11 protein-coding genes are annotated in these 14,513 nt (G+C 34.6%); 4 read left to right on the forward strand and 7 right to left on the reverse strand.

What is annotated here, in order from left to right:
• Positions 1 to 2 precede the first annotated feature (2 nt).
• On the reverse strand, positions 3 to 413 hold the full coding sequence (locus ESB04_RS09395; RefSeq protein ID WP_129027478.1) for a GNAT family N-acetyltransferase: 411 nt from the start codon (positions 411 to 413) through the stop codon (positions 3 to 5).
• A gap of 129 nt (positions 414 to 542) precedes the next feature.
• Between ESB04_RS09395 and ESB04_RS09400 the strand changes: the two genes are divergently transcribed.
• Together ESB04_RS09400 and ESB04_RS09405 are read left to right on the forward strand one after the other, a co-directional pair.
• Positions 543 to 2,999, forward strand: coding sequence for a bifunctional YncE family protein/alkaline phosphatase family protein (locus tag ESB04_RS09400; protein WP_129027479.1), 2,457 nt, complete (start codon positions 543 to 545; stop codon positions 2,997 to 2,999).
• A complete protein-coding gene (locus tag ESB04_RS09405) occupies positions 2,980 to 5,016 on the forward strand; it encodes a TonB-dependent receptor plug domain-containing protein (RefSeq protein WP_129027480.1) in 2,037 nt (678 codons plus the stop codon). The genes ESB04_RS09400 and ESB04_RS09405 overlap by 20 nt, the downstream gene beginning before the upstream one ends.
• A gap of 64 nt (positions 5,017 to 5,080) precedes the next feature.
• Here ESB04_RS09405 and ESB04_RS09410 read toward each other — a convergent pair whose 3' ends face one another.
• Complete coding sequence (locus ESB04_RS09410; RefSeq protein ID WP_129027481.1) at positions 5,081 to 7,498, reverse strand: glycoside hydrolase family 95 protein; 2,418 nt, start codon at positions 7,496 to 7,498, stop codon at positions 5,081 to 5,083.
• A gap of 8 nt (positions 7,499 to 7,506) precedes the next feature.
• Complete coding sequence (locus ESB04_RS09415) at positions 7,507 to 8,457, reverse strand: TIM barrel protein (protein WP_317127034.1); 951 nt, start codon at positions 8,455 to 8,457, stop codon at positions 7,507 to 7,509.
• Positions 8,458 to 8,791: 334 nt separating this feature from the next.
• On the opposite strand from ESB04_RS09415, the gene ESB04_RS09420 reads away from it, so the two are divergent.
• Positions 8,792 to 10,417, forward strand: coding sequence for a tyrosine-type recombinase/integrase (locus ESB04_RS09420; protein ID WP_164969631.1), 1,626 nt, complete (start codon positions 8,792 to 8,794; stop codon positions 10,415 to 10,417).
• A gap of 4 nt (positions 10,418 to 10,421) precedes the next feature.
• Here ESB04_RS09420 and ESB04_RS09425 read toward each other — a convergent pair whose 3' ends face one another.
• Positions 10,422 to 11,966, reverse strand: a complete 1,545-nt coding sequence (locus ESB04_RS09425; protein ID WP_129027483.1) for a hypothetical protein — start codon at positions 11,964 to 11,966, stop codon at positions 10,422 to 10,424.
• A 171-nt stretch (positions 11,967 to 12,137) separates the two neighbouring features.
• Positions 12,138 to 12,725, reverse strand: coding sequence for a hypothetical protein (locus ESB04_RS09430; RefSeq protein WP_129027484.1), 588 nt, complete (start codon positions 12,723 to 12,725; stop codon positions 12,138 to 12,140).
• A gap of 185 nt (positions 12,726 to 12,910) precedes the next feature.
• Here ESB04_RS09430 and ESB04_RS09435 point away from each other — a divergent pair, with 185 nt between their 5' ends.
• Positions 12,911 to 13,516, forward strand: a complete 606-nt coding sequence (locus ESB04_RS09435; protein ID WP_129027485.1) for a recombinase family protein — start codon at positions 12,911 to 12,913, stop codon at positions 13,514 to 13,516.
• A 127-nt stretch (positions 13,517 to 13,643) separates the two neighbouring features.
• Here ESB04_RS09435 and ESB04_RS09440 read toward each other — a convergent pair whose 3' ends face one another.
• The gene (locus tag ESB04_RS09440) at positions 13,644 to 13,907 is read right to left on the reverse strand and encodes a hypothetical protein (RefSeq protein WP_164969632.1); all 264 of its coding nucleotides are present in this window, start codon (positions 13,905 to 13,907) and stop codon (positions 13,644 to 13,646) included.
• Between the two features lie 163 nt (positions 13,908 to 14,070).
• The gene (locus ESB04_RS09445) at positions 14,071 to 14,289 is read right to left on the reverse strand and encodes a helix-turn-helix transcriptional regulator (RefSeq protein WP_129027487.1); all 219 of its coding nucleotides are present in this window, start codon (positions 14,287 to 14,289) and stop codon (positions 14,071 to 14,073) included.
• Between the last annotated feature and the right edge of the window lie 224 nt (positions 14,290 to 14,513).

Raw genomic sequence — 14,513 nt, forward strand, 5'->3', positions numbered from 1 at the left:
GTTTATTGTATTTCATTTTCATCATCGATGAAAAAGCAATAATCATGTCGCCGCATTCCTATTTTGGGGTAATATTCAATCGCCGCTGGAGCAGCCAGCAGTATTAACTTGGCTCTTGGGTACATGTTTTTCACTTTCTTTAAAAGCAATTTACCAATTCCCTGATGTTGGTAGGCCTCATCAACTGCCAAATCGGCTAAATAAGTAGTATAGACGACATCAGTCATGCCTCTGGCTAAGCCCACTAATTTCTCTCCTTCATAAGCACCAACATAAACATTAGCATTTTCCAGCATGGTTTGCATAGCTGCCACATCGTGTAAGGGTCTTCGTTGACCCAAGGTTGATTTTTCTAAAATTTCTATAAATTCCTCAACTCGCAACGATGGATTTTCTTTCAGGGTAATGACCATATCATCAATATTTGTAGCGCTAAGGAATAAATTTAAAGAAATTGGGCATTTTATTAAATTATTAAAAAACAGATTCAGGATTAATTTATTTAAAAATGCTCGTAAATTGTTTTTTCAAAACCTTCTACTATGAAAATTCATTTCTCTAAAAGCCTGTGCCTCGGCATAGTATGTTCCTTTGTATTTAGCTTGGAAAGTATAGCACAAGGGACCATTAAATTACAACAAGATTTACAGAAAAAAAGAGTCCGTCTTCCCAATGGCTGGAAACTATCTCCTCATGGAAAATCTTTGCCCTTAGGTGATTTACCCTTAAATCTAGCCGTTTCGGCCAATAAACAATGGATGGTGGCTACCAATAATGGCCAAAGTGTCCAAAGTTTACAATTAATCGATACTCAAACAAACGAAGTAGTTCATAGCTTAGAGGTCGCTAAATCATGGTACGGCCTAGCCATTTCTTCCGATAATAAGACCGTTTATGCTTCAGGAGGTAATGATAACAAAGTACTACGTTTTGAGATTTCCAATAGGCAGTTAGTTGCCAAAGGCTCTATTTCATTGACCGATAAAGCCAAGGATATTATTTCTCCGACTGGAATGGCTTTAGATGATGAGCGGGGGATTTTATATGTGGTTTCCAAGGACAACAATAAACTCTATTTGGTTGATGTTCGCCAAAATAAAGTCAATGACTCCTTTGCTTTACCTGCTGAAGGATTTACCTGCGTTTTAACACCCAATAGAGATAAATTATACATTTCCATATGGGGAGGGGCTAAAATCTTACCTTTCAACTGTACTACAAAGAGTTTTGACCAAGCCATTCCTGTAGGAGATCACCCAAATGAGCTTTTGTTAACTAAAGACGGCAAAACCTTATTTGTGGCCAATGCCAACGATAATTCCGTTTCGGTAATCAATACTCAAACGAATAAGGTTATTGAAGTACTAAATGCGGCTTTATTTCCCAATGCTCTAGAAGGTTCTTCTACCAATGGTCTAGCTCTTTCGGAAGATGAAGAGCGTTTATACATTTCTAATGCCGACAATAATTGCCTAGCAGTTTTTGAAGTAGAAAACCCTGGAAAGTCTAAATCTCTGGGATTTGTTCCCGTGGGCTGGTATCCTACCGCCATCAAAGTAGTGGGAAAAACAGTGTATGTGGCCAATGGTAAAGGGTTTTCTTCTTTTGCCAACCCCAAAGGCCCTAATCCGCTGGCTAAGATTCAAAAGGTTACCTACCAACAAGCTGACAATGAAAAAAAGGCTAAGGTGGAGTACATTGGAGGTTTAATGAAAGGTACGCTTTCTTTATTTCCTGAACCTACTTCATTAGAACTAGGCGTTTTATCTAAGGCAGTCTATACCAATACGCCTTATAACAAGCAAATTGAACTAGAGGCTAAAGGAGAAAAGGGGAATCCAATACCTACTAAGGTAGGCGGAAAGTCTCCCATCAAATATGTCTTTTATATCCTAAAAGAGAATCGTACTTATGATCAGGTTTTAGCGGACGTAAAAGGCGGAAACGGCGATTTATCCTTGCTTTTATTTGGAGAAAAAGTAACTCCAAACCAACATAAATTAGTGAAGGATTTTGTCCTCTTAGACAATTTTTATGTGGATGGAGAAGTAAGTTCAGATGGACACAATTGGTCCACCTCTGCCCACGCCACTGACTACTTAGAGAAAACTTGGCCAACGGGTTATGGTGGAAGAGGAGGCAAATATGATGGTGAAGGAAATAGAGCCATTGCCAATCCTAAAAACGGATTTATCTGGGACTATTGTAAAAGAGCTGGGGTTTCGTATCGTACCTATGGTGAATTCGCCGATGATTTTAAACCGAATATTCCTTCCATTGAAGGCCATTTTTGTCCTGATTTCCCTTCCTTCGACCAAAAAATCATGGATACTTTGCGCTTTAATCGTTGGAAAAAAGATTTCGATGCCTTGTTAGCTAAAAATCAAGTGCCTCAATTTAATTCTTTGAGATTCCCTAATGACCACACAGAGGGCCAAAGGATTGGGTCTTATTCTCCTACTGCTTTTGTAGCAGAAAATGACTATGCCATTGGCTTATTTGTGGAACATCTTTCTAAATCAAAAATCTGGAAAGAAACTGCCATTTTCATCGTAGAAGATGATGCCCAAAATGGATCTGACCACGTAGACGCGCACCGCACCACGGCTTATGTGGCTGGTGGTTTTGTAAAAAGAGGCTATGTAGACCATACCCCTTATTCTACTTCCTCCATGTTAAGAACCATGGAATTAATTCTTGGAATTCCTCCTATGAGCCAATACGATGCAGCGGCCACTCCTATGTACAAGTGTTTTAGCTCCAAAGCGGATCTAAGACCATTTACTCATATCCCGCCACAAGTGGATATTTTCGAGAAAAACACCGTAGAAAATGCAAGTTCACGATTAAGCGAAAAACTAGATTTCTCCAAAGAGGATGCGATTCCTGATTTGGTCTTAAATCAAATTATCTGGAAATCTGTCAAAGGTGAAAACTCTGAAATGCCCGCACCCCACAGAGCTGCTATTTTACATACGAATGAAGAAGATGAAGATTAAGAGATTTAAAATAATCTCCTTTTTAATCACTACTTCAATTTTTCCAGTGGTATCACTCAAGGCACAACTTGCTTTGAGTGATACTTTACAAAATATTGTAGTTAGTGCAAGCAGAAATAATCAAGTAGCATTGAAAGTACCCTATTCCACTCAAGTTTGGACAGATTCTACCTTGAAGCAAAAAAAAGCAAGGAGTACTCCTGAATTGATGATGAACATGCCAGGTATTTTCCTCCAAAAAACGAATCATGGTGGAGGCTCATTATTTGTAAGAGGACTCACAGGGAACCAGACCTTGCTCATGCTTGACGGTATTCGATTTAATAATTCTACCTTCCGATATGGACCCAATCAATACCTCAATACAATAGACCCTTACATGTTAGAAAAAGTGGAAAGCGTCATGGGGTCGGGTGCAGTCCAATACGGATCTGATGCCCTAACTGGGGTAGTCCATCTGTATAGTCAAAAGCCACAATTTAGCCTGAATCCTACATGGCAAATAGGCCTACAAAAGCGCTGGGGGAGCAATGACATGGAGAACACTTACCAAGGCAAGGTTCAATACAGTCAAAAAAATTGGGGACTTTTGGTGGCTGGTTCATCTAAAAAATTCGGAGATTTAATTCGCGGAAATCAATTGGGTGCACAAAGTCCTAGCGGCTATCAGGAATCCACTTCTCAATTAAAATTTAGACATCAAATAGGCCAAAATTTTGAATGGGAATTAGGTTATCAAGGTATTAACCAACAACATGTACCTGTCTATCATAAAATAGTACTGGAGAATTTTGCCATCCATGAGATGGAAAAACAACAGTACGAAAGGGTACATTGGAGAGGAATAGCCAGCACTAACAAATCTTGGGCAAAAAAAATAACAGGTACTTGGGCATTCCAAACCAGCTTGGAAAATAGAAGAGCTCAGAAAAATGGTAGTTCGACTTTACGAATCGAGTCCGATCAAGTCAATACACAAAGTGCCAGCGTAGAAATATCCAGTCAATGGACTAAACATTGGTCTTCCACCTCTGGTTTTGAAATGTACAACGACTGGGTAGGCAGCTCGAGAACTGATATACAACAGAATACTCAAAAAATAACCGCATTAAGAGGCTTATACCCAGACCAATCGAAGTATGCGCAGAGCTCCCTTTTTAGCTTGCATCATATTCAAATCCCCAACTATCAAATAGAACTTGGATTAAGATGGCATCAAGTAAAAGCCACTTTACCCGATACCACGCTAGGCTTAAGCATTGTTTCCAATCAAGCGCTAGTTTATACAGCTGGAATTAGCCGATTTATTTCTTCCAATTCTACGGTTTATATTTCGAGTAGCTCTGGCTTTCGCTCGCCTAATTTAGATGATTTGGGAAGCCTAGGTATTGTAGATTTTCGATATGAAAAACCCGCATATCAGCTGAAACCTGAGTATTCATTGAATGTGGAACTAGGCTACAAATTTGAAAATGGACGATTCAGAGAGCAAATTAGCCTGTTTAGAACTAGCTTAAGCAATTTGATTACACGAGTAAAAACCAGTGAAATTATTCAAGGATATCCCGTGTATGAAAAAAGAAATGTTGAAGAAAGTTACCTAACAGGAGGAGAATGGTCTGGGTTATACCGCATTAATACGCGAAGTGCCTTGCAAGGTCAGCTGTCTTATGTATTTGGACAAAATGTTACGCAAAATGAGCCTATGCGCCGTATTCCCCCATTACACGGGTCTGTGCAGTACTTTCTCCAAATAGGTAGATTTACTACTCAAATTGAACATGTTTTTGCCTTAAGTCAGGACCGATTGAGCGCAGGTGATAAATCGGACAATCGAATGAACCCAAGCGGAACCGCAGGTTGGGGAGTGCTTAACGTACAAACTACCTATGCGCGAAAATATTGGCAGATTAGTCTACAACTTCAAAACTTGGGAGATGTGGACTACCGCATGCACGGCTCGGGAATCAATGGTGTTGGAAGAAGTATTTGGGGGCAATTTCAAATCAATCTTTAGCAGGAAGAATTAAGAATGTAGATTAATTAATAGCAAAAATTCTACATTCTTAATTCCACTTTTTCTACAATATTCTCAATTGCTTCCCTTTAGCAATGTTTATTTCTTGAGATTTACCATTAAAAATCAAAGTTGTCTTACCTCCTGGCACTCCTTTGATTTGTAGGCTCACTACACGACCGTTTTTCCAAGCCATATCAATTTCAAATCCTCCTCTGGCCTTTAGGCCCTTGACCTCCCCTTCTTTTTTCCATTCATCTGATACAGCAGGCAGAAGGTAAATTTTATTCATATCGGACTGAACCAACATTTCTGCAACGGCAGCAGCTCCACCAAAATTACCATCAATCTGGAAAGGGGGATGCGCATCAAATAAGTTTGGATAGGTTCCTCCTCCTCTTCTATATTCAATCTTAACCCCATCTGGCTCTACATATTTCAATAATTCACGGTACATTTTGTAGGCATGATTGCCATCTTTTAATCGGGCCCACAAGTTAATTCTCCAACCCTTAGACCAACCGGTTGTCTCATCTCCCTTTATTTCCAAGGTCTTTTTAGCAGCATCAGTCAATCTAGGAGTATTCTCCACAGTCAAATGTGTACCAGGGTATAAACCAAATAAATGGCTCTGATGTCTATGAGTAGGTTCTACATCTTCCCAATCAAAATACCATTCTTGTAAATTCCCCTTTTTGCCCACTTGGTAAGGATATAATTTCTTCAGTGCATCTTGCAATTGCTGGCTGAATGCCGCATCCTTTTTTAAGATTTTATCTGCTTCAATTAAGTCGGCAAACAACTCCCTAATCATAGCTAAGTCTGCTGATCCACCATAAGCTGTCTCTCCATGATATCCCGTTGGGGTGATAAACCTATTTTCTGGGGATGTAGATGGTGAGGTAATTAAATTCCCCTTGGAGTCTGGCACCAACATCGCCAAGCAAAATTCTGCAGCTCCCCTCATCAAAGGATAAGCCTTTTCCTTTAGGAATTTTTCATCCATGGTAAAGCTGTAATGCTCCCACAGGTGAGTAGCAGCCCAGGCGCCACCCATATACCAGTTGGCCCAACTAGGAGAACCATTGCCAAAATCCCCCACAGGATTGGTCATTGCCCAAATATCAGAGTTATGATGAACAGTCCATCCTGGGGCATCATAGAATGTTTTTGCTGTAATCTTCCCCGTTTTCTCTAAGTTTTCAATAAAGCTCAAAAACGGAGCATGCATTTCAGATAAATTGGTGTTTTCTGCCAACCAATAGTTCTCTTCTGCATTAATGTTCATGGTATAATTACTACTCCAAGGTGGTTGAATGTGTGGATTCCAAAGACCTTGCAAATTAGCAGGAACACCTAAGGTACGTGAACTAGAAATCAATAAATATCGACCAAATTGAAAGTATAAAGTTTCCAAATAAGGGTCTTTCTCTCCTTTGGCATACCTTCTCAATCGATCGTCAGTAGGCAATTCGGGAGCTCTTTCTCCTCCTAATCGTAATGAAACTCGCTTAAAGAACTGCTGATAATCTTGAATGTGTCTAGCGCGCATCTCCACTACGGTTCGGCGACTGGCCAACTGTAATTGTTCTTGAGCGATGGCATCATCATTTAAACCTTGACTATTGGGATTTTTATCAAATCCATTGAAGCTGGTGGCCAAAGAAACCAAAATGGTTGCCTCTGTAGCATTGGCTAAACTAACCGTACTATCTGTTCTGCTAACTTGTCCATCTGTCGACTGCAACAATACATCAGCGGAAAAGCGGGTACCCTGATTTTCTTTAAAAATGATAGGATTGCCTTTTTTACGCACATAATTAGGCTCAGCCCTAACGGGAGCCACCCCTTGAAAATGCAAATGATTGATAGTGGATTTAGATTTATACTTCAATTGGGAACCAAATCGTACATTAAAATTCAATCCTTTGGGTTGAGAACTTTTCAGATGAATCACCAAGATTTTGTCAGGATGGGAAACAAAATACTCCCTCGAAATAGTTTGGTCTCCCGCATCATATTTCACGGAAGCAATGGCCTTATCTAAATCCAATTCACGGTAATAATTTTTAACTGGTCCCGACTTGAAATCGATGTATAAATCTCCAAGTGGAGCATAAGACTCCGAGAATTTACCTTGAAGTTTACGTACCAAAGAATCGGCCAATTTATAATTTTCATTTTTTAGCGCTTCTCTAACAGCTGGTAAATGTTTGTAAGCTTGTGGATTCATGTATGGATCCATCGGCTCACCAGACCAAAGTGTGATATCATTCAAATGAATTTTGTCAGTCTCGGTTCCCCCATAAACAGTAGCACCCACACGACCATTTCCTAATACCAAAGCTTCTTCAAAGTATTGAGCTGGTTTATTATACCAAAGTTTCAGTTTTTCATACGTAGGCTTTTTGGCAGGTTCAGAGGCAATTGGATTAAATTGTACGCCTAAGAATAATATGGCAACTAAACTAAATTTTTTCATGGATGGGATTATACTTTATATTGGGCATTTACTCGTTGAACCACTGCTTTCATCTTTTCTAAACCTGTCTTGGCTACTACCAGCGGATCTTGGGCATAAAGTTGTTTATTGAACAACTCCAATGAAAGTACCACGGGCTGTGCACTAGGTTTTAGGGCATGAACTATTTTATCAATGGGAGCTTCCCCATCCCCAGCATAAATCCTGTCGGCATCTTTGATTTGATCCGGTTTAATACTAGTTACATAGTCATTGATATGAAAAACCTCAATGGAGTTTTCCCCTACTAAATGCAGGCTTTCATGACTCGAACCCCCTTTATATATATGAAAAACATCCAATAAAAGTTTGGCTTTAGGATGTCCACTTTCTGCTGCCACAAACAGTACATCGGCTACCCGATGTAAATTTTTGGAGTGCCCCCACATCTCTAGCTGAGGTATTACCCCCATTTGATCTCCCAGTTCCAATATGGTTCTGTATCGTTCAGCCGCCGCTTTTAGGTTTAAACCTGGCTCGGCTGTGGCGCCCATCGGAGGGGCAGCGGTACGTTTACAACCTAACTCCGCTAACATTCCCATTTCTCTTTTAAGCTGTTCGATTCCTTTATTTCTAACAGATGAATCATCTACGATCCATTGCGCAAAGCCTATAGCATTTTCAATTGTAAGCCCCAAATCGGAGATTTTCTTTTTGGCCTCTTGGATACTTCCCCCAGAAGCTAAATATTTTTCGAGGGTGGGAACCCAAATCTCCACTGAGCGAAATCCTGCTTGAGAAGCTACTTCTAACTCTTTAATAAAACCCAAATTCTGCCCCATGATGGTGCTTAGGTTCAAACTCAATCGGAAAGTATTTTTGGATGGTTTGTTCATTTGGGCTTGTGCCATTTCTGGAACCAGGGCCATTCCAGCAGTTGCTCCGGAGGCCTTTAATAAATCCCTTCGACTCATTTTCATAGTAAAAGCTAGTTTAAATCAGTTTACTTGTTATCCATTGCAGTCAAAATTCGCAATTTTCGGGTAGATTTGTCAACTTTTGAAAAGTTGACAAATCTAAGCAAAATCTATCTTACAACCACATAAAAAAAAGACCCCAACTTTCGTCAGGGTCTTTCTAATCATTGAAGTGGTAGAGCCCGGAACCATACCTCATCTACATTTTCACTAAAATTGCATTGATTATCAAATAGTTATATCGAATCAATCCAATTTCATATTTTTAATTCATGGATTTTTTCCACGATTTAGTGGAAAAATGTCACTACATTTGACCTTCAAACTCAACTACAAAATGAAACTAAGTTACATCTGTAAACCAGTTAAAGACACTAAGGATGTATATGTAATATTGAGATACCATTATCATTCAACACAAACAGATTTTAGTATTGGTATTAAGTGTGAAAAAAGGAATTGGACAAAGAACAAATTGTCTTCCCCAATCAAATCATCTGAACCAAATTTTATAGAGAAAAATGAAATTTTAAGAATATTCACTCAAAAGGTAGAACAAGTTATTTTCAACCTAAAATCAAATTCCTTGGAACCAACTGGTCAATTAGTTAAAAGGAATTTAAAGATTCTCGAAAGTAAAACTGTTTTAAAAACTCAGATTGAAAATTCTGTTAACTCATATTCGATTCAATTTTTGATGGATGAGTATCTGAAATCTATTAAACTGGGTAATCAGATTGCAGATTACAAATCGAACAAATATAGAATTGGTTTAATAAAGTCTTTTATTAATGATACCTACAAGGAAGAGTTGTTTATTCATGAAATAAATGAAGATTTTTGTCAATTGATGTTTGAATATCTTTTTAATAAAAAACTATCCAATTCAACAAGTGTAAAGGTTTATCATCAGTTAAAAATATTACTGAATTGGTCATTCAAAAGAAAGTATATTTCTCCACCAACTTTGAATTACAAACATAATCTAAATACAACTTATAAGGAGATTTTATCTTTAACACTAGACCAATTAAAAATATTATACACGTATAAGGGATTTGATTATGGTGAAACACTAGACGTTTCAAAATTCAAAAATTGGAATGGAAATGATTACCTGATTAAAGAACAAAAAATTATTTCAGTAAGAGATGAAAATAAAAAATTAAAAAGGAATAAAAAATTTGAAATTGAGACACAACCATTAGAGGGTGAATTTAATTTTTGGACAACATATGAAGTAGTAAAAGATATGTTTCTTTTCTCTTGTAGTTCTGGTTTGCGTTATAGTGATTTGGTAAGAATGAGAATTGAGAATTTCGACTTTGACAAAAAAGTTTTCCCAATAATTCAGAAAAAAACCCAAAAACCCGTAAATATTGTAGAAAATCCCCTTTCCAAATCAATTTTCCAAAAGTATTCAAAAGGGAGAACAAGTAAACAATTTCTATTTCCACTTAATTGTAAGTCAGATGAAAAATCAAGAGATAATTACAACACAAAATGCAACAAACATTTGAAAGAGATATTCAAGATACTTGAAATTTCAAAACCTGTAGTTGTTAGAAAAATAATTGGAAGAAATTCCCCCCAAGAGGTAAAACCTCCCCTATCATCTGTAATTTCATTTCACGTAGGAAGAAAAACCTATTCCACAATTGCAAATATGATAGGAATAGACCCATTCAGTTTATCTTCTCAAATGGGTCATCAAGGATTAGAAATGACTAGAAATTATGTTAAAGTGTATGATTCAAAACTCAAATCAATGTTTGATTTTATAGAGGAAGGGGTTTTAAATAATGAGGATACACCAAGGGATATTGAAGTTCAGAAACCATTAGATAACAAATTAGTAGAATCCAAGTTGAAAACCCTAAAATATTTTAAGGATAAAGGAGATATTTCTGATAAAATATATGAGATTAGAGTTAGTGAAATATTGAAGGAGAATGGATTGTAACTAATTAAATTCGATTATTAATCTCTTGAATTATATTTTTACACAAATCTTCAAAGTTGTAATTTTTATCTACAACAAATAATTTACAATCGTTTTCAATACATAACCTTAATTTTCTTTCATCTCTCTCAATATTCTTTTTTAATCCTTCTTCTCCTCCAAAATATTCAACTGGTATAAAATGTTGTTCTCCATGATACTCAATTCCAATATTATATTCAGGAAAGTATATATCTAACTTTTGTAACCCTAACCATTTTGGAGAACCTTGACTAACTACTTGATATTCAGAAAAATAGTTTTTCAATTTTTGAAATAAAATTGTTTCATTGGTAAATGTCCCAATTAAATTATACCCTTTTTCAATTCTAATTTGATTTTCAAAATTTCTTAGATTTTCCCGAAAATTTTGTAAGTAGTTTACTTTAAATTTCTTTAGATTAATTCTATAATTTTTCTCAAAGTTGTAATCTTTAAATTTAGTTTGATAAGAACTTATACTACTCTCATAATAAAAATCTAAGTCTAATTTGTATATATCTGTCTTTAAACTTCTGGATTCAAAAAGACTATTACTATTTAAAAAATCCTCCAAAATTGCAATTTTAAAGAAATCCGTTAAATCCTGAATATTTTTAATTTTTTGTGTGATTAGATTACAAATATCCGTCTGGGAAAATATTTTGTCTGATGTATTTGTGATTTTTACTATCTCCTGAAATCCTTTAATCTCTCTGTTAAATAATTTGTCTAGTAATTTTTCAACATTTAGAGACAATACTCCCTTGTATGTTAAATACAGATATACAAAAAAATTAAGTTCATTTTTTTCTTCAAGTGTTAATAATTTATCCTTGAATTTTAATCTACTTTTAAGAATGAAATAATAAACATTTATGTTACTTTGTAACAAAAAAGAATATCTGTCAATTAAATTTTTTAATACTATTGGGTCTGAGATTTTTCTGATGATTGACAAATAAATTGGTGATGAATGACAATCGATAAATTTTATATTTGAGGTTATTTTGTCCTCTTTTGGAACATATAATATATCAAAACCTCGAATGTCATTTTCTTGAGAGTAATAAAATTGAATAATTGGATAAATACTATATCCATTGAAAATGAATAAAAGTTCATCAAATTTAATTAACCAATACTCTGGTTTATCTTTTTCACCAAAGTCCTCATAATTTATTTTTCTTAATTTAAGTTTATCAAACATTTCAAATGAATCCGGATTTTCATTGAAATATTTTTGATGTAACTCTTTAAGATTAATGAAATCAAATTCTGTTTTATACCCCTCATCAATTAACTTAGATATAAGTTCTTTGTCATTAAGTTTGTCTTGGATATTTTTAGGGTAATGTTGATAATTAAGTTCTTTTTGTGATAAATTATTTATATCACTATCTTCCAAAATACTCCTATTTGAAGATTTTGATAAGACCTTTTTCAGATAATTATAGAGAAGGACAATATATTTACCACGTTCATATACAAATAAAAATAATACTAGTCCGATAATTAAAACCTCTTTCACTTTTTATTTTATTAATCTTATTTGATTGATACGAGAATTTGAGTGATTAATTATTAGTTAAAACAAAACTTGTTAAGACCTCAATATTATTCTGGATGTTTTAATGTTTTTTAAATATCCTATCATTCCCCAAACTTACATTATTGTTAAAATTCATTACTCTTTTTAGTTTTATTCAAACTTAAGTTCTTTTAGTTTTTCAACTAAAGGAATAATATCGTTAATGTTTTTTACTTTAAATCGGAATGAATTAATATTTCCAACATTAAATGTTAATATCCAATAGTTGTAGGAAAGTTCTTCTTTGGGAAATGTTCTCTTGGGGTCAACTTTTGAATTGAACAATGATACCTGTAAATCGTTTGTATTTAATACATATTCCGTATAGTTAGTTTCTACTTTTTTTACTTTTTCCAAAACAAAGTTTAAGAAATCATACAAACCAACAATTTCGTTTTGGTCTATAAAAGTATATCCGTCTCTTGATAATCCATTTGTTCGAAATTCCATACCATAAATATATAATCCATATGTCTTTAAATTGGATTTTAATGAAGTCACTTTTAGTTTTTTAAATTCGATGTATTCAATGTTTGATGGTTTAATTTCAAAAAAGTCTTCATATTCTTTATGGATTACCTCACCCTTAGAACTTAGTATGTTTTCAATTTTTGTTTTTAAATCGGAGTTCTTTTCATTTTGGGAAAAGGTGTAAAATGAAATAAGTGTCAATAGAAATGTAGAGAATAGATTTTTCATTTTCTTTCAATTTGTTAATAGTCAAGTTAAATAAAAAAAATAATCGGTTTCTTATTATTTATCTAAAGGGAAAGTTTTGTTTTAATTCAAAATAAAAATAGAAACACTAAAAGGAATAAATGACTTGACTTAAGAGACGAAATGTGTTATTTTTATATTGAAATATAAATCGAAACACTTTGGATATGAAAATCAAATACAATCGAACTTCAACAATCAATCAAGATGGTGAGAGATTCAAACTGGATAAAGAGTTATATGATTTAACCTTATTCGATAAAGGTGTTTCAGGTAAGATTCCATTTATGGAGAGAGAGAAAGGTAAAGTGTTGGTTGATTTAGTTTCTGAGGGAAAGGTGACAGAGTTGGTTGTTGAGGAACTTTCCCGTTTAGGTAGAAATACGGTGGATACTCTAACCACTTTGAAATGGTTGGATGATAATGGAGTTAATGTAGTAGTAAAGGGAATGGGTAATTTACAATCCAGAGTAAATGGACAAAAGAATCCTATTTGGAATCTGATTACATCTGTAATGAGTTCTCTATATGAATTGGAAAGAGAGAATATTATGGAAAGAACTGAGATGGGGAGAAAGATGTATGTGATTAATGGAGGTAAATTAGGTAGAAAAGTAGGGACGGTGGAGAATCGTAAAGAGTTCCTTCAAAAGGAAACTAATCAAAAGATAATATCCCTTATTGAAAAGGGTAAATCCGTAAGGGATATATCTTCAAGATTAGGTGTTTCATCCAGCACAGTTGTTAAAGTAAGGAAGTATCATCTCTCCTAAAAATTGTCACTTTTTAGGGAATACCCTTTTTAAGTAACATTAAGAAAACCCTATTAGTTTTACTGAAAGGGTTTAATACTCCAAATGATAAATGGATTAGATTGTATTTTTACTTTAACACTCATTTCTATTTTTTCATCTTCTTTCCATCTGATTTGTGTATCAAATCCTTGTTGATTAAATCCTTCAAGTTTATTCTTTTATTCTCTCCCAATCCATCTGATAAGTCAATAAACTTATCCAGCAACCTATCCAATACATCTGAATGTTCTAAACCCCATCGAGTATTAGTAATCATCCAATATACTCTGGTGAGTATATCCAATTTTCTTTGAAGAACATATGATTTTGGGTCTGGGGGTGTCTTAATAGGTTTTTGGTTAGGTTTCATAGGTTTCTCTTTAGTGTGGTAATTCATCTTCAAGTGTAATTTTTTTACCTCGTAATGAAAGTGTATATGGTGGTTACAAATTGAAAAAAGTTTTCTCTGATTACGTGAAATGGAGAATTTGAATTGATATGATTAGTTGCAATAAGGTATCATAAAGAGTATATCAAAGTGGATTAATTGTAGGTATTTCTATTTTTACTTTTAATCCTAAATCATCATAATAATCTTGAATATCAGATATTCTAAACCATTTCTTTCCATTGTATTTAATACCTGAAGGAAACTGGTTCTTTCTAATTCTTTTGTATAAGGTAAACTTTTTTACTCCTATCAATTTCTCTAATTCATCTAACTGAATGATTGGTTCTGTGAAAGTTATCATAGTAATAGATTTTAATGTTATTTAATTCTTTTGTTATAAATATTGAATTATATATTTATCGGTAACTAACTATCACACCCCCCGTAGTAAGTTTATTTTAATTTTATTTCCTATATGTTTTACAGTAGATGGGGTGTATTGGAATATCATTTGGAAACTTACAAAGACTACTCATATAGGAAATTTACCTGAACCAATCATCTTTTGAATGAAAGTATAGTAAC

Source organism: Aquirufa rosea (assembly GCF_004118285.1).
In the GTDB taxonomy this organism is placed as follows: Bacteria; Bacteroidota; Bacteroidia; order Cytophagales; family Spirosomataceae; genus Aquirufa; species Aquirufa rosea.